Here is a 23,379-nt window from a genome sequence, read left to right on the forward strand (position 1 = left end):
TATTTGTTAAACTCTATCCTGCGAAGATAGAGAGATAACCATCGTAGAAAGAGAGATAATCATTATCCTTTGACTGAACCTGCTGTGATACCAGCTATGATGTGCTTTTGCAGAATGAGGAAGAATACGACTATGGGGGCGATCCCAAGCGTGAGTCCTGCCATAGCTAAGTCCCATTGCTTGGTATATTGACCAAAGAAGGAATAAGTAGCTAACGGAATAGTTTGAAGACTTGGCTTATGGAGCATCAGTGAAGGAAGTAAATAATCGTTCCAAATCCATAGACTATTCAAGAGTACGATCGTTACAGAGATAGGCTTAAGCAGCGGAAAGATGATCTTCCAGAATAAAGCGAACCAGCCAGTACCGTCGACGACAGCAGATTCTTCAATTTCCTGGGGAATACTTTTGATGAATCCATGATATAGAAATAGGTTAAGTGACACGCCAAATCCAAAGTAGCAAACAACTAGACCAAGGATGCTGTCCATAAGACCAAGTGTGTCAGTTACACGAACAAGAGGAATCATAATGGACTGAAAAGGAATAATCATTGCAGAAATAAACAGAAGAAATAAGATATTGTTCAATCGACCCGGATGTCGAACTAAACGATAGGCGGCCATTGCACTGATGAGTGTAAGTCCGATGTTGCTCAGAATCGTGATAAGGAAGGAATTCAAGAAAACCTTAGGGAATTTAATGATTTCCCATACACGGATGTAATTATCTAAGTAAAGTGCTTTAGGCAGGTTCGCAGTATTCGTGATAAGATCGGAGAACGGTTTAAAGGAATTCGTTAATACAAAATAGAATGGGACTAGAAAAATAAGAGCGATCAGAATTGTCATGATTTCTAGTAAGAGCTTTCTCCATGAATAGCTGTAGGAATCGGTCACTATAGCTCAACCTCCTTCTTCTTCGTAATTCTGACCTGGATGATGCTGATCAGCGCAACGACTAGGAAGAAAATGAGTGATTTAGCAGTTCCAAGACCATATCTGTTGTTACGGAATGCTTCTTGATAGATGTTAAGTGCCACAGATTCTGTTGAATTATAAGGCCCACCTTTGGTTAAGGATAGGTTGAGATCGAACATTTTGAACGCCCAAGAGATGGTCAGGAATAGACAGATCGTAAAGGCAGGCATAATCATCGGAATAATAATTTTGCGAAGAACAGCGACTTTCCCGGCTCCATCAATTCTTGCAGCTTCGATCAAGTCGCGTGGAACATTACCTAGCGCAGCTATATAGATAATCATCAGATAACCAGATCCTTGCCATACAGCCACAATGACGATTCCCCAAAAGGCTGTGCTCGAATCACCTAACCACGGTAGATTGAAGAAGCCCCAGTCTGTCATATTGCCAATAGAAGCGAACCCTTTGACGAAAATAAATTGCCAGATAAAGCCGAGTAATAGTCCGCCAATAACGTTAGGCATAAAGAAAATGGTGCGCAGTGCATTTCTGGTTTTGAACGCTTGCATCAAGAGAAGGGCAAGGCCGAATCCGACTAGATTGGTAATAATGATTTCAGCAACTGAAAAGCGAATCGTAAACCAAAAAGCATTGCGGAAATCCTTATCCTCGAATAGGATCGTCTTGAAATTCTCTAGTCCGATGAAAGATACATTCCCACTAACTCCGTTCCACTCTGTGAAGGCATAATACAAATTCATGAAAAAAGGAACGAGCACGATCGCTATAAAAAATAGTAGCGCAGGTCCGACAAACACCCACTGCTGCATGAATTTGTTTCTTGTTCTCATATCTCACATCCCTTTCTTAAGAAATGGCTTTCTGTTCATGTTTGAGTTAATTGTAAGTGGTAGCAATAGAGCCGAACACCGACTAATCTGCTATAAAGGTGTAAAATTTTGCTGTTATTTAACGGAATTGTGATTACAATAGATCCAAGGAGCGTTAGGTAAGAAGGGGGAGGTTGTTATTCTACGAGGTAGTTTACGCAACAAATTAATTGCGTTTGTGATCATTGCTACAATTCTACCGATGACTACATTTATGCTAGTTTCACATTTATTTACGAAGGATAAGCTGTCTGAGAAAGCCATTAAGGATAGCTCAAACTTAATTTATCAGGGGAAAGAAAATATATTAAATTATGTCGAGCGAATACATCAAACGATCAATATTATTTACAACAATGATCATTTAATGGATATTTTGAAAAATAGACCCCATGATTATTTTGATGATACGAGGCTCTTCTCAACGGAACAAGAAATAATCCGGAACATTTATTCCATTGGATACGCAATGGCAGATATGAGACAAGTATACTTATATCTCGAACAAGTAGATCGTTCTTATCTAACAACCGATGATCGACTGTTTCGATCGAATAAAGATGTTAAACCTTATCGTCCCGCACTAGCTGCAGGTGAGAGCAAGGTGCTTCCGCCTCATGTGATGAATGATTATGGCAAGAACATGTTCTCGTACAGTGACTCACAAGTATACACCTTTGTTCAATCACTCTATGATGTTGCATCCAAAACACATCTCGGTTCCTTATCCATCGATGTTAGACTTGATTCTATTCGATTGATCTGTGAGCAGCTATATACGAAAAATGAAGAACAGTTCTATGTGATAGATGACCAAGAGATGGCCCTATACTCATCAGAGCCTGCTGACATGGGGAAGAAGTTAGAAGAGCCGTGGTATGTGCAATTACAAGAAGAAAGAAATCTAAACAGCAGTGGTTCATTCCGTCTTAAGAATTCTGATTTTTCCGGTATTTTTATTTATGATACAGTCGAGACTCCTTATTCGAATTGGACAATCGTCAAGCGAATCCCTGATTCGTTCTTATTCCAGCATGAAAGACAAGTGACCCAAATTAATCTCTATATTGGCATTGCATTTGTCATGGTAGCTATTATTGGAGCTGTGTATATCTCGATTAAGCTGACATCACCCATTGGTCAACTAATCAGTTATATCAATCAAATTGAACGTGGAAATATGGAAGTTGATATTAAAGTAGTCGGTAATGATGAATTAAGCAGCTTAGCCCGAAGGTTTAAATCCATGATGCGAACCATTAATGAGCTGTTTATGCGTGAATATAAGCTAGAGCTAGCGAATAAAACGAATGAGCTCAAAGCACTGCAAGCTCAAGTGAATCCCCATTTTCTAAATAACTCGTTGCAATCAATCGGTTCGTTAGCGCTGCAACAAGGCAATACCCAAGTGTATTCGCTCATTTCATCTTTAGGTAAAATGATGCGCTACGGTATGAACATGAATGAAACTATTGTTCCGCTCAAAGAGGAGATGGATTATGTCTCAACTTATTTAAAACTCCAGAAGCTGCGCTTTCGTGAACAGTTCGATCAGGATATTGCGTGTGATAAGGCTATGGAATCCGTTCTGGTTCCGAAGATGATTATCCAGCCTCTCGTTGAAAACTATTTTAAGCATGGATTCACAGGTGTAGAAGGAGCGAATGTGATTCGGATTCGTTGTTATGAGGATGTACAGCAATCGCTGTTAATCATTGAGGTGACGGATAACGGTTTCGGAATTGATGAGCAAGAGCTAGATACTTTACGTAGTCAATTAAGTGATAGTCCAGCAGAAATGACTGAACCATCTGGTCATATTGGACTTGTGAATGTATATTCTCGGTTGAAGCTATATTACGGAACTAGAGCAACAATGGTTGTTGAACGAGTAGAACCACAAGGCTTTAAAGTTGTATTATTCATTCCGATTTTTTAATCCGAATAAAGGAGAAGTCTTTCGTGAAAATATTAATTACTGATGATGAACCACATGTGATAGAAACTATTCGTATGCTGATCCCATGGGAAGAGTATGGAATTGATCAGGTATTGCAAGCAAGTGGCGGCAAAGAAGCTATCCACATGATAATGAACGAGAAACCGCAGATTGTATTTACCGATATTAAGATGCCTGGCATGAGTGGCATTGAATTATTGCAGTGGATTCATCAGCATGCTGTTCAGACCAAGGTTATTGTCGTTAGTGGCTATGATGATTATCAATTCATGCGAAGTGCACTCCAATATGGTGGTTTTGATTATATTTTGAAGCCAATTGATCCAGATGAACTGATTCAGATTTTTGGTAATGCGGTCAGTTCATGGAATCAAGAAGAGAGTCAACGTTCTGAGACTAAAGAAATTCATAAGAAAGCCAATCAACTAAAGCCCGTCCTTGCGGATAAACTACTGTCGCAATTGATTGTTGATCCAGAGGAGTATACGAGTGCTATTAGAATGTTAGAAACCGAATATCAACTAGGTTCTGATCTGAAAGAATGTAGAGTAGCTGTTATCAGCTGGGATATCATTGATATGAGACTACGCGATAAATTCATCAATGCGATGGAATTACTACGCTTTGCAGTGACCAACATATGTAATGAGTTTGTACAGAAGGAACAGATGGGGATCGCATTTCAGAATTGGCATCATCATCATGATACGGTGCTATTGTTCTTTAATCGGCTTGATGAGGTGCCTGAGGTTGTTCATCAAATTCAAAAGGGATTATACACAGCGCTTAGAGGTCATTTTTACATGGGAATTGGAGGGATTCATAGCTTTCCTCAAGATATGAGTCAGGCCTATGAGGAGGCACAGGAGGCCTTGAAACTGCGTAATTTACTCCAACGCGAACCCTATATCCATGTGCTTCAGGAGCATTTGAATACCCCCTATAGTCACCCTTTGTCTAATTATGAGGATGAGTTATTTCTAGCCATGCAGAAGGAGTCTCCCTCTTCTATACGGGAGATATTGATGAATTGGCTAAGTAAGGTCGATTCTCTAGGGGAATTGAATATGAATCAGCTTGAAATGTGGTGGCAGGAGTTTGTTAATATGCAGTCCAAATGGTTGAAACAAACCGGTATAAGCAAGGGGATGCCTAAATTAAGTAAGCCGAATGATCTTTCATTTGAAATGCCTTTGAATGAATGGGAGGAAGTTAAGATCATCAGGTGGATTCCAAGGATGGAATCTATACTGATGGATACGGGACAGCTTGTGAACAGTGGGAAACCAAACAATCTCATGGATGAAATTGAACAGTACATACGGATCAATTATTGCAATGAAATTAAACTGCATCTACTCGCGGAGATGTTCCACCTCAGTCCAAGCCATCTCTCACGGTCATTCAAGCAACAATTCAGCGAGAATATAACGGATTACATTACACGACTGAGGATTGGTAAAGCCAAGCTATTATTAACGAATCCAGCTCTCAAAATTAGTGCTATTGCCAGTCAAGTCGGTTATCAGGATGAGAAGTATTTTAGCAAAGCATTTAAACAGGCTGAAGGCATGTCACCTAAGGATTTTCGCTCAAATTATAAGAAATAACAAATCGATATCATGGGAGATCAACTTACGAAATCAGTTTCGTAAGTTGTGACTCGAGTACGGTCAAATCGTATAGTCAAGAATAATATGGTAATAATTGGCCGATCCTGGCCTGTGGAAATACGATCGTTTCATTACCATTAATGATTCTAGATACATTCATCCAAAAGTATATCGTAGATGGTGCATTATCAGGAGCGGTTAAGGCTTAACAGTACATGATTCTCTTATAATAAGCTCTGGTTCTATCATCACAGATGTTGATTCCATTTGTTTATTCATCAGATCAAACAACATCAATGCAGCTAATTTACCGATTTTCTCTTTATCTTGCCTGATCGTTGATAGTGGCGGCGAGGTATATTTACATGCATCAATTCCATCGCAACCAATAATTGCAACATCTTGTGGGACTTCGTATTGATGCTCGCGTAAAGCTCTCATCGCCCCAATAGCTATTAAGTCAGAGGCCGCAAAAATAGCTCTAGGCAAGGTTTCGCTCTGCGCAATCATCTTCTTCATTGATTCATATCCGGTATGTTCATAAAAGTCCGAACCATAAACAAACCAATTCTCATGAACGGGTAAACCAAAATCAGATAAGGATTGTCTAAAAGAAGTTTCACGTAAATTTGCAATTTCCGATGCACGGGAGCTGCCAACATAACCAATTTCGCGATAACCTTGTAGGTAGAAATGTTCGACTACTTTACTAGCGATTTTGGTATTATCCGTCATTATATACCCGGAATTTTGGCCTGATAGTATGATGTCAATACCGATACAAGGTATATCACTTCGATCTAAATCGTAAATACAAGGCTCAATTTCATCCCCTGCAACTACAATACAGCCATCCACTTGAAAATATTTGCACCGCGCATAATAATCCTCACCTGAATTATGGAACTTCTCATTGGAAAAGAATAGCAAGTCATATCCAAGTAAGCCAATCCTCTTCTTGAATGAGTTCATGACATCGACAAAGAACACATGATTAAAGTCAATGTTGAGCTTACCGGCAAAAACGACACCTATTAAATTGGATTTTTTGGTTGCAAGTGTTTTAGCGGAATACGATGGGCGATAATCATGCTCTTGCATGATTTTGAGTACCTTTTGTTTGGTTTCCTCGCTCACATCTTCATAATTATTAATGATTTTGGATACGGTTGAGACCGATACGCCCGCAAGTTGAGCGATTGATTTAATCGTCATTTTCATATACTTCCTCCATATATAGAGCGGAAACGAAACTGATTTCGGAACTTGTTTCAATTACTCTGTAAAACCAATATAACTTTACATAATAATTTCGTCAATATATATAGAAACTCGAACAAATTCTGTGCATTTTAGATGGGGGTAAATGGATATTATAACAATTTCTATAACAGAAGGGTTGCAATACTGTTGTAATGCTTGAGGGGTAACTATCAAAAGGTAAAAAAGGTTAGTGAAAAAAAGTACTTTACAAAAGGAAAAAGTTAGGCAATAATATGTTTAGCGAAACCGCTTTCGTTATTTCGATTATTACATACGCTGGATTTAGGGATACGAAGGGTTGTTCCGCAAATACCATTTTGCAATCGTACTAGGGGGTAACTAATTTGTTAAAAAAATTGACGACAGTAGCACTTGCTTCAACAATGGTTGTTTCACTTGCAGCATGTAGCAGTAGCTTAGACAAGGATCAAGCAGCTTCACCGGCTCCAGGAAATAAGCAAGTAATTAAACTTTTACACTGGAAGCAAGGTAACGTAAATGGCGTGATTGAAGAAATCAACAAAGATTTCGAAGCTAAGTATCCTGAATATAAGATTGAATATGTAACAACTGGACCTAACGAGGAATATAAACAAGCTCAAAGATCAAGAATTACTGCTAATGATGTGGATATCTTCCCTGACTTGTCAGGTATGAGACTTTCACCAAAAGACTGGACTCCTGGAGCTAAAGTGCCTGACTGGCAACAATGGATCGAATCAGGATTGATCGCTGATTTATCTGGCGAAGCATTCGTGAAAAATTATAATGCAGACGATATTGCTCAAGCGGGTACTTTTAAAGATAAAGTATATGCAATTCCGGCTGGAAAAGTTGGATTAGGTGGAATTTTCTATAACAAAGGAATTTTCGCTAAATATAATCTGGAAGTTCCTAAGACTTGGGATGAATTCATCAATGTGTGTGAAACTTTGAAGAAGAATGGTGTAACTCCACTTGGTATGGCAGGTAAAGATGTATGGCCGCTTAAATTGCCAGCATTCAGCTTACAAGCTCAAATCCTTGCTGGTGGAGATCAAGATAAGTGGATCGAAGGCGTTTGGAAGGGTACGAACAAATTTAATGATCCAGATGCAATTGAAGTTCTAGATAAAATGAAAACGATCCAAGATAAATATACAATTGAAGGATTTATGGGAATTGACTACGGTACATTGCCTTCCTATTTTGCAACAGAGAAAGTTGCTATGATGCCGAATGGTACATGGGAAGCACCAACTGTTGCTACTGCAAATCCTAATCTGAAGTTCGGATACTTCCCTCTTCCAGGAACTGAGAATGTAGAAAAGAATAGTGCTCTAGTTGGTAAATATGATATGACTTGGTATGTGGCTGAGAAAGGGAACAAAGAGGGCGCTATTAAATGGCTGGAGTTCTTCTCACAACCAGAGAACTACACGAAATTTGTTAAAGCAGCGGGCTTCTTGCCAACTCAACCTAATATCAAAACAGATAGTGAATTCAATGATAACGAAGTTACTCCGTACATGAAAGAATTCAAACTTGCTTATGAAATTCTTATGATTAACCGTGAGAATGTAGGCGAGCATCTTGCTGCCGAAGGTATTCACACGGAATATTTAGCACCGGGTGGCGAGTTCAAGACCGCTAAAGAATTAGCTGACGTTCAGCAAAAAGAATGGGATGCCGCTAAACCGAAGTGATTTTGGAATCGAAGTAGTTAAGTTTAATAACAAATTAGTCGGGGTCTGAGATACCTATTTCAGACCCCGATCATATGTAACAGGTGAATTGATTAAGCCTGAGATTAGTGAGGTGTGACATGTATCCATTTGGTAAAGGGCCTGCACGATCCATACCATACTTGTTCTTATTAGTGCCCTTAACGCTGTATGTTGTGTTTTATTTCGGACCTTCAATCATGACTGTGATCTATTCGTTCACTGATGTGAAGAATGTTCCTGGCAGTTCAGTAAATTTTGTTGGACTTGATAACTATCGAGATTTGTTCTTCTCTGGTAACTCGGGAGAACGTTGGGCTTCTATTGGTAGAACCCTGTATTTTGTACTATTCGTAACCATTGTTCAGAATGGTGTTGGTTTGTTTGTAGCTGTATTAATTAATCAAAAGCTTAGAGGAGATAAGTTCTATAGAGCGGTTCTCTTCATGCCTGTCGTACTAGGTGTTGCAGTTGTTGCACTTGTATGGACACTTATGTTCGATCCAGTTAGTGGTCCTGTTCAACAGTTTTATAAGTTGTTTGGTTACTCAGACACGTTCTTTGGAAGCTTTAAACATTCCTTTAACTACATTATTTTCGTTCAAATCTGGATGTATATGGGTTATTCCATGCTTATTTTCTTGGCTGGTCTGCAAACCGTACCAAAAGATCTTTACGAAGCAGGTTATATAGATGGAACAACCAAATGGCAGTCATTTAAAAGCATTACGTTCCCATTAATTGCTCCTTCATTTACAGTGAATATCCTATTGTCCATCATTGGTGCAATGCAAACGTTTGATATCATTCTTGCAACGACAGATGGTCAATTTAACACACGTACCATGGCTTATGATGTGTATAAAGAAACATTTAGAGGTAGTCTAGCAATGGGTCTTCCTTCCGCTTTATCAGTCATTCAGTTCTTGTTTATTCTAGTCTTTGTTGTGATTAACATTTACTTATTACGTAGGAGAGAGGTGGAATACTAATGCCTAGTTCGAAGACGGCCAAAACTCTCTCGTACGTGGTTGTATTACTGCTTATTCTTATTTATACAGTACCATTACTAATCGTATTTAACGTTTCTTTTAAGTCGTTCGAAGAATACCTTCGTGCTCCACTAGGGTTCGTACAAGACATTAATTTATCTAACTATGCGGAAGCCTGGAAACAGGGTAACTTCTCGAGTTATTTCTTGAATAGTTTACTTTACACGGGTGTATCAACGGTAGTTACCGTATTAATTTCAGTAGCGGCAGCTTTTCCAGTAGCGCGTGGATATGTTAAATGGGGCGGATTTATCTATCTGTTCTTCATCATGTCTCAATTCTTACCAAATCCTCTCGTATCCCAGTTTAAGCTTATGCTGTGGTTTAGAGAACATGTGCCGTTTATTGGTTATGACTCGAAGGCCGGATATATTCTGTTGAAAACAACAGGTACAGGCGTCGTGTTTATGATGTTCGTAGGTTACATTAAATCCATTGGTAGAGAGCTAGATGAATCTGCAGGTATGGATGGTTGTGGTTATGGTAGATATCTACTTCAAATCATCTTACCACTTATGAAACCAGTAATTGCAACAGGTGTTATTCTAACAGCGATTGGCACATGGAATGACTTTGTTGGCCCGATTATGTATTTATCAACTCCTGATAACTGGCCGATTACTGCAGGTCTTAAAGAATTCCGCGGACAATATGGCAATAACTGGCCATTGTTAGCATGTGGTATCACAATCGTAGCAGCTCCACTTATGGTGCTTTACTTATTCATTCAAAAATATATCGTTGACGGTGCCCTTGCAGGCGCAGTTAAAGGTTAGTCTAGGAGGAACCCTCAATAATGAAGAAACAATATGATTTCGATGGGAACAATCGATTTGTTATCTCTGATTACAATCGATCTAAGCCATTCTCGTCCTTCTTACCCGGTATCACCGGTGTAGATGGAAAACCATTATGGGTACTATATGTCAACAGAGGTCAAGGGATAGCGAGCTTTGGTGTACAGGATAAAGATGGCGCGATTATGGAATTCTATCCAGCTAACAAATCATATCAGCTTGTTCCAACACAGGGTTTCAGAACATTTATTAAGGTAGATAACGAAGTTATTGAACCATTTGCATATCACGGAAAGAACGAAGGTTTTGAGGAGAAAATGTATATCTCTCCTAACCTACTTGAGATTGAGTCCATAAATAAGAAGAAGGGTATTGCAGTCCAAGTTTCTTACTATGCAGTACCTCATGAATCCTTCGCAGGTCTAGTTAGACATGTTATGATCAAGAACCTTACGACTGAAGCTAAACAGGTAGAGGTGCTTGATGGAATGCCTGTCGTACTTCCTTATGGGCTAAAGAATATCGATTATAAAGATATCGGTCATACTCTCAAAAGCTGGATGGATGTTTATAACAGAGAAGCTAATATTCCTTACTACAAGCTACGTGCGAGTACGACGGATTCAGTTGAAGTTTCATCTATTACAGGTGGACATTTCTATCTAAGCTTTACTGTAAACGATGGTAAAGAGCAGTTACTTTCACCGATTGTAGATGTAGAATCTATTTTCGGCCAGAATAGCTCGTTAATTTCGCCTGATGTATTCTATGAAAATACATTAAGCGAAATTATGACGAAGAGACAAATAACAACAAATAAAGTACCATGTGGATTCTCGGGTGTGGAACGAACACTAGCACCTAGCGAACAAACGGATATTTATACGTTAATCGGTCATGTGAGTGATATCGAACAAATAAATAAGCGAGTCGAGGAGCTTACTAGCAGCATCTATATGGATGCGAAGAAAAGAGAAGCTGAAGCTGTTGTTGAACAGTTAACGGATCATGTTGAAACGCAAACTTCTTCCAAATATTTTGATGCCTATGCGAGACAATGTTACTTAGATAATGTACTGCGTGGTGGACAGCCTGAATTCCTCGAAACAGAAGGTGAACCATTCGTATATCATGTCTTTTCACGTAAACATGGGGATTTAGAGCGAGATTATAATTTCTTCTCTACAAATCCAAGTTATTATTCGCAAGGCAATGGTAACTACCGTGATGTGAATCAGAATCGTCGTTCTGATGTTCTCATCCATCCGGAAGTGAAGGATTTTAACGTGAAAATGTTACTCAGCTTGGTTCAAGCGGATGGCTATAATCCACTTGTGATTAAAGGATGTAGCTTTAAAGTTAAGGATGTATCTGCACTTATGAGCTGTGTGTCAGAAGCAGATCAGAAACAAGTTGAGAAGTTCCTTAGTAAAGCATATACACCTGGAGACCTGCTTGCTTTCATTGAGAATCAACAAATCTCCTTGACTATACCGGTAGAAGCATTCTTAACCAAAGCATTAACAGCATCTGATCAATCCTTTGAAGCAAATTTTGGCGAAGGATACTGGATTGATCATTGGACATACAATATGGATTTAGTGGAAAGTTATTTAGCCATTTATCCAGATCAGTTTGAGCAATTGCTGTTTAATAACAAGGATTACTTCTATTTTGATAGCCCGGCAACTGTTCTTTCAAGAGATCAGAAGGTTGTTTTGGCACAGGGAGAAGTAAGACAATTTGGTGCAATAGTTGAAACGGAAGAAAAAGAAAAATTCATTCATGGTCGCAAAGATGCTAAGAACTGGGTAAGACTTGGCAATGGACATGGTGAGATATATAAAACTAATTTGTATGAGAAGCTTGCTTCATTAGCGTTAATCAAGTTTGCTACGATTGATCCAGAAGGTGTCGGCATTGAGATGGAAGCTGGTAAACCAGGCTGGAACGATTCACTTAATGGATTGCCAGGTTTATTCGCTTCAGGATTTAGTGAATTAAGTGAGCTGCAAAGATTGCTTGGTTTCCTATTAGATGCAAAATCAGTTGGTCCTGAAGAGATAGAATGGCCTGTGGAAATTGCTGATTTGTTGATGGACATTAACAAGGTTATGGATGAGCTTGAAAGCTTGCCTAAAGAAACCAATCCAGATTTCTGGTTATGGGATCAGCTTGCAACTGTTCGTGAAACTTTTCGCATGCTAGTAAACTTTGGATTTGATGGCCAAATGAAGCAATTATCTAAGCAGGCTGTCGAGAAGGTACTCCAGAAATGTTTAAACAAAGTCAATGAGGGTATTCAAAAAGCATTCCATATTGGTAATGGACTCTTCCCAACTTACTTCTATTATAAGGCTACAAGCTATGAACCAATCTTAGATGATGCAGGTGTAGCCAAGTATAATGCAAAAGGTCAGCCACTTGTTAAAGTTACAGCCTTTGAACGAGTAGATTTACCTAGATTCCTTGAAGGACCTACGAAAGCGATGAAAACGATCGCAGACAAAGCTAAACGTCATGAACTGTATACGAAGATTAAACAGTCCGATCTATATGATCAAAAGCTCAAAATGTATAAAGTGAACACTTCTTTAGAAAATGAACCTCATGAGATCGGAAGAGCTAGAGCTTTCACTCCTGGATGGTTAGAGAATGAATCTGTATTCTTGCATATGGAATATAAGTATTTACTCGAACTGCTTAAGGGTGAGTTGTATGATGAATTCTTTGAAACGATGAAAGAAGCGATGGTGCCATTCCTTGATCCAGAAACGTATGGACGTAGTTCGATCGAGAATAGTTCATTTATTGCAAGCAGCGCGAATCCAGATCCGAATACACATGGCGTAGGTTTTGTTGCTCGATTAAGTGGTTCAACTGCTGAATTCTTATCGATGTGGAATATCATGATGTGGGGTAAACAGCCTTTTGTTATGGAGGATGGAGAGCTCTGTCTGAAACTTAAGCCGATTATTCCTGCCTGGTTATTCGATCAAGCAGATCAGGTGAAAGCGAAGTTCCTAGGTAGCTGTGATGTTACTTATCATAATCCTAATCGTAAGAATACCTACGATTTAACATCTCAAGTTGACAAACTAGAACTAACATTAGGTTCTGGTGAAGTCCAAAAGATTGAAGGCAATACGATTAAGCAACCACTCGCTACACTTGTTCGAAAAAGACAAGTTAAATCTATAGATGTATATATGAGCTAGACTTAGGAAGGAATGATACATGAATGCAAGCTAATCAAAATAAACAACTCGGATGGAAGTTTGTTGGTGATCAAGGTGAATTCGTCTTAGATCAACCACAACATACCAGTTATTTATATCTTCCACTTGCTAACGATGCAGGGATGATGTCCGCTATCACACCTGATCTACATGGAGATATGAAAACCAGTAATTATACATTCTTAATGCCGCCAGTTTCTGCAGAGGATCTGCATAATTCCAAGGCATCACGTAATTTCTGGGTATATATTGAGGGCAAAGGCGCATGGTCAGCATCAGGAGTTTCAGCTAAACAAACAGCTCAACAATTTGATGGTCATGAGGATCAAGTTAAACTAGCAGCAGGCTTCCTATGGCATAAGGTTACAAGGGAAAGTCAGGTCTATGGACTTAAGTCTGAAATAGTGAGCTTCGTGCCAACGGATTCCGAACAAGTTGAACTTATGAAAGTAACCATTACGAATACTAGTGAAGAACCTATTCGTATCACACCAACTGCAGCAATTCCTTTATATGGACGAGCTGCTGATGAGATTCGAGATCATCGTCATGTAACTTCACTATTACATCGTATCTATACGTCAACGTATGGTATTGAATTACAGCCTTCCTTGTCTTTTGACGAGCGCGGTCATCGGATTAATAAGGTTAGTTATAATGTGCTTGGTTCTGAAGGTAATGGAACTAAACCTGTTGGCTTCTTCCCTATATCAGAAACATACGTAGGTGAAGGTGGAAGCTTGGACTGGCCTGAATCAATCGTGAAGAATCTAGCTCCTTCTACCGTAGCAGGAGAAGCATTAGAAGGTTATGAAGCAGTCGGTGCGATTCGCTTTGAAGATGCTCAGCTAGTACCTGGTGAGTCGAGAACTTATATCGTTGCGATGAGTATTGCCGAAGATCGTATTGATACAGAGCAGCTTGTTGCGAAATATGTATCCTCTGATAAATTCGATCAACATCTAGAGACAAGTAAAGCGTTCTGGGAGAACAAACTAGATAAAGTGATCCTACATTCGGGGGATAAGAATTTTGACTACTGGATGAAATGGGTTACTTTACAACCGATTCTTAGAAGAATGTATGGTTGTTCCTTCATGCCGCATCACGATTACGGTAGAGGTGGACGTGGCTGGAGAGACTTGTGGCAGGATTGCCTAGGACTACTCATGATGGAACCGGCAGAGGTGAGAAGCTTACTACTTAACAACTTTGCAGGTGTACGTATCGATGGTAGTAACGCAACGATCATTGGGAATAAGCCTGGTGAATTCCTAGCAGATCGTAATAATATTCCTCGTGTATGGATGGATCATGGTGCTTGGCCATTCTTAACGACTTTATTCTATCTTAACCAAAGTGGTGACCTTGATTTCCTATTGCAAGAGCAAAGTTACTTTAAGGATATCCATATTAAGCGTTGTAAAGATAAAGATGCATCGTGGACGGCTGAAGATGGCTTCAAGCTAAAAACAGATGATGGCGAAGTATATCAAGGAACGATTCTTGAACATTTACTTCTTCAAAATCTTGTACCATTCTTCCATGTTGGTGAGCATAATAACATCAAACTTGAGGGTGCAGATTGGAATGATGGTCTAGACTTAGGCTCAGTTAAAGGTGAAAGTGTCGCATTTACCGCGTTCTATGCAAGTAATTTGCTTGAGATCAGTAAATTGCTCCTTCAAATGAAGCGGAAAATGAACTTACAGCGAATAGAACTGACTGAAGGCATTACGATTCTGTTTGATTCGTTAACGAATTCGATCAATTACGATTCTGTTAGCGAAAAACAAGCTTTACTAGATCGTTACTATAATACTTGCACGGGAACAATTACTTCCAATAAAGCTAGTCTAGATATCGATCAAGTTGCTGCGGATCTAGAGAAGAAAGCTAATTGGATCATGGAACATTTAAGAAGCCAAGAATGGATTAAGAATAGCGAAGGCTATGAATGGTTCAATGGCTATTATAATAATGATGGTGAGGCTGTCGAGGGCGATCATGAGAGTGGCGTTCGCATGACTTTAACAGGTCAAGTATTCACGATTATGGGTGGAGCGGCGACTGATTCTCAAGTGAAGCAAGTTTCTACTGCTGTTGACAAGTACTTGAAAGACCCTGAAATTGGATATCGTTTGAATTCTAATTTTGGTGGTATTCAGCAGAACCTAGGCCGTGCGTTCGGCTTTGCCTTTGGGCATAAGGAAAACGGTGCTATGTTCAGTCATATGACTGTTATGTACGGCAACGCACTCTACAAGCGTGGATTTGTAAAAGAAGGTCATGATGTATTGTCATCGATCTACAAGCTATGCGCTAATTTTGATCGTAGCCGGATTTATCCAGGTGTTCCCGAATACATCAATGCACAGGGCCGAGGCATGTATCACTACTTAACGGGCTCAGCTAGTTGGTTACTTCTATCATTAGTTACAGAAGTGTTTGGTGTGAAAGGGCTCCTTGGAGATTTAACGCTCGAGCCTAAGCTTGTACAAGAGCAATACGAAGATAATCACGAAGCTTCAATCGTTGCTTTATTCGCAGACAGAAAGCTTATAGTCAACTACGTGAATAAGAATTTGACACCATATGGACAATACGAAGTTCAATCCGTTTCCATTAACGGTGAATCAATTCCAGTTCAGATGTTGGATCAAGCAGTTGTAATTGACAGAGCACGTATTCTGGGATTACCGGAAGATAAAGTGAATGAAATTGAAGTAATATACAAGTAACATTAATAACCCCCTAGTTGTTCATTCACTAGGGGTTCTCTTGAAAGGATTGGCGAATATGGGAATTACTTTATCCAATAATCATCTACAAGTTGATATTGCTAATGTGGGTGATTACCAAGGCACTCGTTTTGATCGAACGGGGTTTATTACACAAGTTCATATGAAGCAAGGTAATCATACATTTTGTATTGCTGAACACCGTACACCTAACTTACGTACAGGTGGTGGTGGATTATGTAATGAGTTTGGTATCTTTGAAGCGATCGGCTATGAGGAGGCTAAGATTGGAGATTATTTTCCGAAACTTGGCGTTGGATTATTACAGAAACAGGATGAGTTAGCGTATGAATTTCACAAAGCATATCCTGTCATTCCATTCGATGTAGAACAATCATTGACGGAGGATAGTGTACAGTATGTCATTCAGCCCAATGCATGCAGAGACTATGCAGTGAAACTCGTGAAATCAATCGGGTTACATGATTCAGCCATTCAAATTGATTACTCCTTACACAATGTTGGCAATAAGCCCATCACTACACATGAGTACATCCATAATTTCATTGGACTTGATCAGAACCTTATTGGGCCAGATTATAAATTAAAATTCAACTTTCCGATTCATATTGATCAGATGGAGAGTGAATATACGCCAAGTGTGCTGCGTATATCAGAGAATGAGATTCATTGGAATGAAGTGCCAAAGCAAGAGTTCTATTGTCAATTATCAGGTTATTCAGCAGCAGGAGCTACGCAGTGGGATTTGATTCATGAGCCAAGTGGCCTCGGTATGAGGGAAATCAGTGCATTTCCTGTCTCAAAAATAGCGCTTTGGGGAGCTTCGCATGTTGCTTCACCTGAGATGTTCATTCATATTCACGTTGAACCTGGGGATACACAGAAATGGTCACGGAGATATGAATTTTACCAAAAGTAATGGAAAATTGAAGTGAATTTACTTGCGACTAGAATATCAAATAAAGCCGAATGCTCCGCATACGCGAGAACATTCGGCTTTATTTGTGTTAGTAATTGCTAAAATCCAAATGGTTAGCAGATCGTAGCGGAGAGAACGGAATTGTCCTGAAGAAGCGAAGCGTTCGCCTACAAGTTTTCCGAAGGAAAACTACTTCGTAAGCGTATGCTTTGCCACCGGATTTCTACCGCTCTAAGCGGAATAAGATCAAGAAATCTGGTGGCAACAGCGATCGTATGGACAATCCGTTTACGCAGCGGTCATCTGTCGGCTGTTCTAATTATATTTCTATACGACTAAGCCACGATACACCTTTGGTTGTAAGCAATCGATATAGTAACACATTTATGATAATAAATAAAACGAGTAAGCCTATAAACATGGTAAATAGATCAAACTTGAAATAGAAAGCAGCAAAACCAACTAAAACTGCAACAATTAAGTTGAGAATCATACTTAAAATTGAATTCATATTCTGCTTTACTGCTTTCTGTTCATTATCCCAGTTTAGTTTAGGAGATAGCACATCGATTAGTGTACCGGAGATGCTTCCGAACAATACCGCAGGTATGCCTAGAATAAGTAATAAGAAGGCAAGTGTCACGGGTAAATGAACAAGGAAGATCGCGACAAGTAAAACTAGCACTATACTTATCATGGATAGCAAGGAACCAGATAATGCTTTCGCCAATAGAACTTTGGCATAAGGGACTGGTAAGTATTTAATTACGTATAGATTAGTACCTTCACGGGAAACTGAAGTGGGTGCTGCTGGATTTGACCCTGATAGAAATAGGAAAACTGCAAATCCTAATCCAAGCACAATTCCTGCAGTGCTGTTATCATTCAACATCTGACCAATCTCATTCATATCACCGATTTTATCCATTGAAGTGATGAAGGGAATGCAAATGATAATTGGCCATAAGAAACACATAAGAACGCAGTTTAGGAAGTAAACAGGTGTTCGGAATAAAAGCTTGAGTTCCTTGAATAATAACGCTTTTAAAGTAGAGCTTTGGTTGGTTTGCTTATCTAATTGTTGATCCGTCACGCGCTCACGTTTCGACGATGATTCTGATATTCCCATTACACCCTTGAAGTATAATCGCTCTCCGAGTAAGTTGAATACGAAATAGGCGAGAGCCGATAAGGCAAGAAAACCGAGTAGACCAATCAACCCACGCAGTGATGCTGCATCAATCAAGGCAATAGCACTAAGCTTCGCACTTGGAAACATCTTCGTAATTGTACCCAGCAATCCATTGTTCCCACTTAATAAGAGGTCTTGAAGCTGTTCAGGGCTCATTGATTTGGAGAATTTCTGTATATAAATATTGATACTGAGTGCGAATACAATCGCAATAATTCCACCAAACATACGATAACGATCTTTGTTCTTGGCAATATTAGTGAACCGCATAACGATCATTGCTATTAATGAACTAATGACGAGTGGTAGAATAGGTAAAGTGATAAAGATGAGTAGTGCGTATACATAATACATGAAGCCTGCACCACTTTTAACACCGTACGTAATTAGGATCGGCATCAGAAGGAATAGCTCTGTTAAATACTCATAGAGAATCGTAACGATGAATTTACCAGATAGAATCTGAGATGGCCTAAGTGGTAATGGGAGCAGATGGTCAATATCTTGCGAGAAATAGAACACATTAATGACATAGAATATCCCGAATATGAATATCACAAGACTTGTAGCTGTTAAACCGAGTCCAAGAATAACACCTTCTTGATTAACCTGTGCAAGGCTATCGTATAGAAAAGAAATAAATACACTAATCGCCGATATCACGGGTATGAATGCTACAGCTAATAGAATGATGTATAGGACATTTTTGGGTATCTTCGTCTTATTCTTTTTATTCTGAAACAATTTACCGCTGCCATTTCGTAATAATGCTTTTGCAAGCAGAAGGGTTTTATTCATTGAGCGTCATCTCCAGGAAGATTTTTTCCATCGATTCGTTCGTTTTAAAATGCTCCTGCATTTCTTTGAATGTTCCACAGAATTGAATGACCCCTTTATTAATAATGGCTATGCGGTCACATAATTTCTCAGCTACTTCTAGAACATGTGTAGAGAAGAAGACACTTTTGCCTTGACTCACATGCTCGCGCATCATTTCTTTGAGTGTATAAGACGATTTGGGATCAAGACCAGTTAAGGGTTCATCCAAAATCCAAACAGCGGGATTATGTACAAGAACGCCCATTATGACAATTTTTTGGCGCATTCCATGTGAGTAGCTCTGGATTGGATCAGACAATGCATGCTGCATTTCAAATCGCTTCGCAAGTGATTCGATCCGCTCTTTGCGATCTGTTTTATTCACATCGTACATGTCTGCCATGAAATTCAAATATTCAAGCCCCTTGAGTCTCAAGAATAGATCGGGACTATCAGGTACGTATCCGAATTGCTTCTTAGCTTCTAACGGATTTTGTAGCATATCAACTCCATTGACTGTTATAGATCCCTGATCTGGAGTGATTATACCCGTAATCATCTTGATTGTTGTTGTTTTACCAGCTCCGTTCGGACCAAGGAATCCGAATATTTCACCTTTTGGAATGTTTAGGTTAAGGTTTGAAACAGCCTGTACGGTACCTCCATAGCTCTTGGATATGCTTGACAAATTAATCATATATATCCCCTCCTGTATGTTATTATAACAGACATATCAGTTTCGCCAATTCCAAAATTCGAAATTGCTTTAGATACATCTAATTTGACAACTAAATAAAATAAACGATACATTTAGAATAAACACCTCAGTTTTTGCTATTTTTGTAAAGGGAGGTCTTATCATTCCATGCATCTTAAATCAGTTCAATATCAATTAGCAGATAAAGAGCTATCAGACTATTATCCGTTTCGGTTATCATTAATTCAATCTTTGGATACGATTAGCTTTACAAATCCTGTAACTTTCTTCGTAGGTGAGAATGGAACAGGTAAATCAACGGTTCTAGAAGCCATTGCAGCAGCCGCTAATGCGACTACAATCGGGGCTGATTCCATCGCGACAGATCCTAGCTTGTCTGCTGCGAGAGAGCTTGCTCAGCACCTGCGTCTTGGCTGGAAGCTCAAGAAGCAACGTGGATTTTTCTTGCGATCTGAGGACTTTTTTAACTTCGTCAAGCGAATGGCTGATTTGAGAGCCGAGATGGTGCAGAGTGCAGCTGAAGCTGCGGAAATTTACAAGAATCGTTCTGCTTACACACGTGCTCGTGCCATGTCTCCCTTCACAGGCTCAATCAGTGCAATGGATGCCAGATATGGAGAAAATTTAGATGCCTACTCTCATGGTGAAAGCTTCCTTAAAGTGTTCTCTGCACGTATTGTCCCAGGCGGCTTGTATTTACTTGATGAGCCAGAGGCTGCACTGTCGCCAATGCGTCAGCTCTCACTCATATCTCTAATGAAAGAAATGGTTGAGCAAGACGCTCAGTTCATTATAGCAACCCATTCACCTGTTTTACTTGCTTATCCAGGTGCATCTATTCTTAGCTTTGATGAAATACCGATCGCACAAGTAGACTATGAAGAACTTGAGCATATCACGTTTATGAAGGCATTTCTAAATAGGCCTGAACAATATTTACGACATTTGTGAGAGTTTACGACATAAATAAAAGGGATGTTCCAGCTCAATGGAACATCCCTTATTATTTGTGAATTCGTTTTTCTTTCATAGGTACATGGTTACTATCACAACTAGATTGACAGTTTTTGTTTAATTCACAGCTTGCACACTTACCCTTTTTACTTTTGCGAATAAAGCTGGTCAAAGTCCAAGTAGCATAACCAAATACCAGAACACCGATCAGAATGTTGATTGCGAGTCCCATGATCCGCACTACCTTTCCCCTAATGGATTAATTAAACCTAATTAAACCTAATTAAACCTAATTAAACCCAAGTAAGTGCCCAACGGTAATAATAATAAGCGAAATCAGATAAGCAACTATGAGCGCATATACGATAGAGAATAGTGTCCAGCGCCAAGAGTTCGTTTCTTTACGTATAACGCCGACCGTTGCTAAGCAAGGAACATATAAGAGAATGAAAGCCATAAAGCTATAAGCTTGAAGCGGTGTGAAGTAATTAGCAATCATGCCTTGTAAGGTATCCATATCAGGAGCAATATAAATGATGTTCATCGTCGATACCACAACTTCTTTGGCTAAGAAGCCCGTGATAAGAGCGGCACCAGCCTGCCAGTTTCCGAACCCAAGGGGATCGAGCAGGGGAGCAATCACACCACCAATCATTGCTAGAAAGCTATCATTCATGTTGACATTCCAGCCGCCTGGTCCTGAATAACCAAGTAACCAGATCACCACAGAGCCACCAAATATAAAGGTTCCAGCTTTACGAATAAAGCCTTTGCCCTTCTCCCATGTGCTTCGAGATAAGGTTCTCCACTGTGGGATACGGTAGGGAGGTAGCTCTACAACGAACATGGATTCTTTTTGTTTAAGTATAGTAGAGCTGAATAGCTTTGCCAGTAATAAAGCAACAACTATTCCTAGGAAATATAGAGATAGAGCAACAAGCGCTTGATTGTCGTCGAAGAACGTTCCAATAAATAAGCTATATACCGATAGTCTTGCTGAACAAGACATTAATGGAGATAGGAGGATGGTTAGCATTCGTTCCTTAGGTTGTTCAATTGAACGAGCTGCCATAATTCCAGGCACATTGCAGCCAAAGCCGATAATCATGGGTATGAAAGCTTTACCATTGAGTCCGATAGCTTCCATCAATTTATCCATAACTGTAGCAATTCTGGCCATATAACCTGAGTCTTCAATGAAAGAAATAATCAGGAATAGCATAAATATTTGTGGAATGAATACAAGCACGCCGCCAACCCCAGCAAGTGCACCATCAAGCAGAACGGATTTAATAAACTCTGCTACTCCTAGTGCGTCTAAACCAGTACTTAACCAGTCTTTCAGGATGCCAGAAATGAAACCATCGAGAAGGTCAGAGAGTGGAGAACCAATCCATTCAAACGTCAGCTTGAAGGTCAAATACATGAATAAGACGAAAATAGGAAGTCCAAGGTAACGATTCGTAACAATTCGATCAATTTTCTCAGATAAACCAATTGTATTGGAATGCGTATGAGTCACGCATTGCCTCAAAATAGAAGCAATAAATATCCCGCGCTGTTGTCTGATAAACTGCGGTAACAATCGTACATTATGTTGAATAGCTACAGCTTGTTCCGCTTCCTCACGAAGTGAGACAAGTTTCTGTTCATCTATATATGAAGCTAATTTGGTTGCAATTGCACTATTACCTTCAAAGAACTGCAAAGCCATCCATCTTGGAGAATGGCTGGTTGAGGGTAAAAGCTCGATTAACTTAGAAATATAGTCTTCTAACACTTCACCATATGGAATCTGAAGCGGCATGTTCTCCGTAGTAGATTCTTCTGTTAAAGATTCAAGGAGCCTATCGCAGCCCTTGCCTGTACGAGCAATTACCGGTATAACAGGGGAACGCAGGAGAGAGCTAAGCTGTGTAGTGTCAAACTTAATCCCGCGTTGCTCGGCAACGTCAACCATATTGAGTGCAAGGCGAAGTGGTTTCCCAAATTCAAGTAATTGGATTGTCAAGTGTAAGTTACGCTCTAGTTGAGACGCATCCACTACATTGATAATTGATGTGAAGTCCTCTTCCATAAAGTAATTGGAAGTAACAGCTTCATCCTTGGATAAGGGATTTAATGAGTATACGCCGGGTAGGTCAGTTAATTGCCCTTTTTTATTTGTAAGAAGTCCAACCTTCTTCTCAACTGTCACACCAGTCCAATTGCCTACATAAGCATATGAATCCGTTAGCATATTAAAAAGCGAGGTTTTGCCAGTATTCGGATTACCGATGATCGCAAAATTTAGCATAAAGCTTCGACTCTGATCCCGTTAGCTTCTTTACGACGAATAGCAATCCACTGTCCATCAACCTCAATCGTACAAGGTCCACCGAAAGGTAAGGCTTTCTTAAGTGATACGATCGAGCCTTCCATAATTCCCATATCAATTAAACGTCTGCGTACAATTTCCGTAACAGCTGTCGTATCGATAATTCGAAATGATTTTCCAATTATTATATCAGTTAGTTTCAATAAGCTCACCCTTTGTGTAGTGATAATGGTTATCATTAACTACATTATATGATAA

General features: G+C 39.5%; 17 protein-coding genes. 9 read left to right on the forward strand and 8 right to left on the reverse strand.

From position 1 onward, the window contains the following. Positions 1–62: 62 nt before the first annotated feature. Both AC1DOK_RS00475 and AC1DOK_RS00480 read right to left on the reverse strand, forming a co-directional pair. Complete coding sequence (locus tag AC1DOK_RS00475; RefSeq protein WP_477552662.1) at positions 63–851, reverse strand: carbohydrate ABC transporter permease; 789 nt, start codon at positions 849–851, stop codon at positions 63–65. A gap of 47 nt (positions 852–898) precedes the next feature. After that, a complete protein-coding gene (locus AC1DOK_RS00480) occupies positions 899–1,774 on the reverse strand; it encodes a carbohydrate ABC transporter permease (protein ID WP_477552256.1) in 876 nt (291 codons plus the stop codon). 217 nt (positions 1,775–1,991) lie between these two features. Here AC1DOK_RS00480 and AC1DOK_RS00485 point away from each other — a divergent pair, with 217 nt between their 5' ends. After that, positions 1,992–3,752 (forward strand): sensor histidine kinase, encoded by a 1,761-nt coding sequence (locus AC1DOK_RS00485; protein ID WP_477552257.1) that lies wholly within the window; start codon positions 1,992–1,994, stop codon positions 3,750–3,752. Between the two features lie 23 nt (positions 3,753–3,775). After that, positions 3,776–5,383 (forward strand): response regulator, encoded by a 1,608-nt coding sequence (locus tag AC1DOK_RS00490; RefSeq protein ID WP_477552258.1) that lies wholly within the window; start codon positions 3,776–3,778, stop codon positions 5,381–5,383. Positions 5,384–5,584: 201 nt separating this feature from the next. On the opposite strand, the gene AC1DOK_RS00495 is transcribed toward AC1DOK_RS00490, so the two are convergent. Continuing rightward, the gene (locus AC1DOK_RS00495; RefSeq protein WP_477552259.1) at positions 5,585–6,607 is read right to left on the reverse strand and encodes a LacI family DNA-binding transcriptional regulator; all 1,023 of its coding nucleotides are present in this window, start codon (positions 6,605–6,607) and stop codon (positions 5,585–5,587) included. Positions 6,608–6,993: 386 nt separating this feature from the next. Here AC1DOK_RS00495 and AC1DOK_RS00500 point away from each other — a divergent pair, with 386 nt between their 5' ends. The 6 genes from AC1DOK_RS00500 to AC1DOK_RS00525 all read left to right on the forward strand — a co-directional run bounded on the left by AC1DOK_RS00500 (position 6,994) and on the right by AC1DOK_RS00525 (position 17,121). Beyond that, entirely contained in the window at positions 6,994–8,334 is a 1,341-nt protein-coding gene (locus AC1DOK_RS00500; protein ID WP_477552260.1) for an ABC transporter substrate-binding protein, read from the forward strand. Positions 8,335–8,453: 119 nt separating this feature from the next. Beyond that, positions 8,454–9,344, forward strand: a complete 891-nt coding sequence (locus tag AC1DOK_RS00505) for a carbohydrate ABC transporter permease (RefSeq protein ID WP_477552261.1) — start codon at positions 8,454–8,456, stop codon at positions 9,342–9,344. Next, the gene (locus AC1DOK_RS00510) at positions 9,344–10,180 is read left to right on the forward strand and encodes a carbohydrate ABC transporter permease (protein ID WP_477552262.1); all 837 of its coding nucleotides are present in this window, start codon (positions 9,344–9,346) and stop codon (positions 10,178–10,180) included. Before AC1DOK_RS00505 ends, AC1DOK_RS00510 begins: the two co-directional genes overlap by 1 nt. Positions 10,181–10,200: 20 nt before the next feature. Then, on the forward strand, positions 10,201–13,419 hold the full coding sequence (locus AC1DOK_RS00515) for a cellobiose phosphorylase (RefSeq protein WP_477552263.1): 3,219 nt from the start codon (positions 10,201–10,203) through the stop codon (positions 13,417–13,419). 23 nt (positions 13,420–13,442) lie between these two features. Continuing rightward, positions 13,443–16,181, forward strand: coding sequence for a GH36-type glycosyl hydrolase domain-containing protein (locus AC1DOK_RS00520; RefSeq protein WP_477552264.1), 2,739 nt, complete (start codon positions 13,443–13,445; stop codon positions 16,179–16,181). Positions 16,182–16,239: 58 nt separating this feature from the next. Continuing rightward, positions 16,240–17,121: a hypothetical protein gene (locus AC1DOK_RS00525; protein ID WP_477552265.1), complete on the forward strand. Its 882-nt coding sequence runs from the start codon at positions 16,240–16,242 to the stop codon at positions 17,119–17,121. A gap of 319 nt (positions 17,122–17,440) precedes the next feature. Here AC1DOK_RS00525 and AC1DOK_RS00530 read toward each other — a convergent pair whose 3' ends face one another. Together AC1DOK_RS00530 and AC1DOK_RS00535 are read right to left on the reverse strand one after the other, a co-directional pair. Then, the gene (locus tag AC1DOK_RS00530) at positions 17,441–19,111 is read right to left on the reverse strand and encodes a putative ABC transporter permease subunit (RefSeq protein WP_477552266.1); all 1,671 of its coding nucleotides are present in this window, start codon (positions 19,109–19,111) and stop codon (positions 17,441–17,443) included. Continuing rightward, on the reverse strand, positions 19,104–19,829 hold the full coding sequence (locus AC1DOK_RS00535; RefSeq protein ID WP_477552267.1) for an ABC transporter ATP-binding protein: 726 nt from the start codon (positions 19,827–19,829) through the stop codon (positions 19,104–19,106). Before AC1DOK_RS00535 ends, AC1DOK_RS00530 begins: the two co-directional genes overlap by 8 nt. Before the next feature lie 168 nt (positions 19,830–19,997). On the opposite strand from AC1DOK_RS00535, the gene AC1DOK_RS00540 reads away from it, so the two are divergent. Then, a complete protein-coding gene (locus AC1DOK_RS00540; protein ID WP_477552268.1) occupies positions 19,998–20,801 on the forward strand; it encodes an AAA family ATPase in 804 nt (267 codons plus the stop codon). 52 nt (positions 20,802–20,853) lie between these two features. Here the strand turns inward: AC1DOK_RS00540 and AC1DOK_RS00545 are convergent, their stop codons facing one another. Genes AC1DOK_RS00545 through AC1DOK_RS00555 form a run of 3 tightly spaced genes read right to left on the reverse strand, consistent with a single transcriptional unit; the run spans position 20,854 to position 23,360 of the window. Beyond that, a complete protein-coding gene (locus AC1DOK_RS00545) occupies positions 20,854–21,036 on the reverse strand; it encodes a FeoB-associated Cys-rich membrane protein (RefSeq protein WP_477552663.1) in 183 nt (60 codons plus the stop codon). Positions 21,037–21,093: 57 nt separating this feature from the next. Further along, a complete protein-coding gene (gene feoB / locus AC1DOK_RS00550; protein ID WP_477552269.1) occupies positions 21,094–23,100 on the reverse strand; it encodes a ferrous iron transport protein B in 2,007 nt (668 codons plus the stop codon). Beyond that, positions 23,094–23,360, reverse strand: a complete 267-nt coding sequence (locus AC1DOK_RS00555) for a FeoA family protein (RefSeq protein WP_477552270.1) — start codon at positions 23,358–23,360, stop codon at positions 23,094–23,096. The genes feoB and AC1DOK_RS00555 overlap by 7 nt, the downstream gene beginning before the upstream one ends. Positions 23,361–23,379 lie beyond the last annotated feature (19 nt).

It is taken from the genome of Paenibacillus sp. P5_B5, assembly GCF_056400365.1.